The organism is Clostridiales bacterium (genome assembly GCA_012512255.1).
Classification (GTDB): Bacteria; Bacillota; Clostridia; order Christensenellales; family DUVY01; genus DUVY01.
On record JAAZDJ010000111.1, the window covers coordinates 1 to 1922 of the forward strand.

Here is a 1922-nt window from a genome sequence, read left to right on the forward strand (position 1 = left end):
ATACCCCGAACAAAAAGAAGAATTTTTGGCATTTGTCTTTTCTATGCTATGGGAAATTGACGCCAAAAGACTTAATTTAACAGCGTTTTTGCAAGAATTTTATATGTCAGAAACCGACAATATCAACGCCGCGTATAAAAACTGGTGCTACGAGGCGATCCAAAAATTTAAGCGGACAGCGCTGTCAATGATGAATATTAACAACGAAAAGTTATATTATAATGAATACATAAGACCCCTTAACCGAGAACAAGCCGCCGAAATTTCTACTTATATTTCGGAAATGATAATATTTTTATCCAAAGAAAGCGATATAGACATAGAAATAAGGGAAGAAATTTATGTATTGGCGCAGATTCTCAACAGCAATCTTAACGGCAAGCCAAAGCTTATTTATGCCCTGTGGATAGGGCTCAAAAACACGGCCAAACCTTTTGCTTTTTTGAATTACTACTTGGAGAACATAGAAAGGCTTTTGAAGGCATACGGCATAATCAATCAAGGATAAATCTATCCGCTATAACATAAACTAAGGTAAATTCTTATGAATAATATTTTGTTGTTTGAATTTAACTTAGAGGGAAAGTTTTTAAGCGTATATTGCGGTATGCTGAAAGACTTATGTTTTGCGATGGCTTTTTTGGACGGCAAAACCGCGTCTAATACATATTCAAGAAAAGAATGTCGAGTTTTTAAAGAAGAGTTTCAGGCCTTGGAAAATATTTTTACGCCGAGGCGTCTTAAGTTCTCGCTTTATGGCGAAATCGGCGTAAGCTGCGATTTGAAAATAACGCCGATAATATCGGGCAAAAGCCATATAGGCCTTTTTAATTTTTTGCCGCGCAATACACGGATGGAATTTATAACGCAATTGGGCAATTTTGAGGGGGAGGTTAGCGTTAACGGCAATACGCGCAACATCCAAAGCATAGGATACATCCACCGAATCAATTCCAAAAAATTCCCTCAAAGATTTTACGCGCTTAACATGCTGGGCGATAATGTTTGTCTTGCTTCTTATATGTGCAATAACTCAATATTGATGTATAATTTTGATTCCTTTATAACGGCGGGCATAATAAAGGGAAGGGCGTATAGGTTCGCTGACTATAACTTTTCCGCGATCTCGCTCATAGATACCGGGACAAACCTTATTATCAAACTTAATAGAGGCAAATTTGAACTCAATATTTGCGCCGAATGCGGCGCGGAAAAAATATTAAACTACAACAACTTAGCAATCCGCGCCAACAACTATACCCAAGCCGATATTATTTTGCGTTTTGACGGCAAAATCTTATTTAAAGACAAGGCGGCGGCAAGCTTGATTATCTGCGGAAAACTCAAAATAGGCAAAGCGATAGAAGAAGTCAAAGGGCTTTGCGAAGCCTCCGCGATTTGATAAATTTTTATAAAGAATGACTGCAAGCAAGTAATTACATATAATCAAATTTGGCGATAAAATACAAATAATATATTGGCGTAATAAAAATATCAAAATACTTGACAATATAATATAATTTGCTTAGAATTAAAGATGCTTTTTTGCGGGATTGTGTAATGGTAGCACATGCGGCTCTGACCCGCACAGTCTAGGTTCGAACCCTAGTCCCGCAGCCAATATATGCCACCATAGTCTAGAGGTCAGGACGCCGGCCTCTCACGCCGGAGACTGGAGTTCAATTCTCCATGGTGGTGCCAAAACCAAAAACCACAGTATGTTGTGGTTTTTTTGTTTTTTTGTGCATTAACGCATAACATGTCTAAAGCATTTAAATATTAACAACTTTAATATGAGTCATTGAATAGTGTTGTGTTGTTTAAAAAATATTAATAAAAATAATACCGTCTATTGATAACGAAATATAACAGCAATATAACAGCTTGATAAGATTAAAAGATTAATATATAATTGCATTAAT

At 36.5% G+C, this 1922-nt stretch carries 2 protein-coding genes and 2 tRNA genes; all 4 read left to right on the forward strand.

All coding sequences use genetic code 11. The features are described from left to right. On the forward strand, positions 1-508 hold a 508-nt coding region (locus GX756_05700), incomplete at its 5' end, for a hypothetical protein (GenBank protein NLC17356.1). 36 nt (positions 509-544) lie between these two features. Beyond that, positions 545-1402: a hypothetical protein gene (locus GX756_05705; GenBank protein NLC17357.1), complete on the forward strand. Its 858-nt coding sequence runs from the start codon at positions 545-547 to the stop codon at positions 1400-1402. 144 nt (positions 1403-1546) lie between these two features. Continuing rightward, positions 1547-1620, forward strand: a tRNA-Gln gene (locus GX756_05710). Positions 1621-1626: 6 nt separating this feature from the next. Further along, positions 1627-1701: transfer RNA gene (locus GX756_05715), tRNA-Glu, on the forward strand. Positions 1702-1922 lie beyond the last annotated feature (221 nt).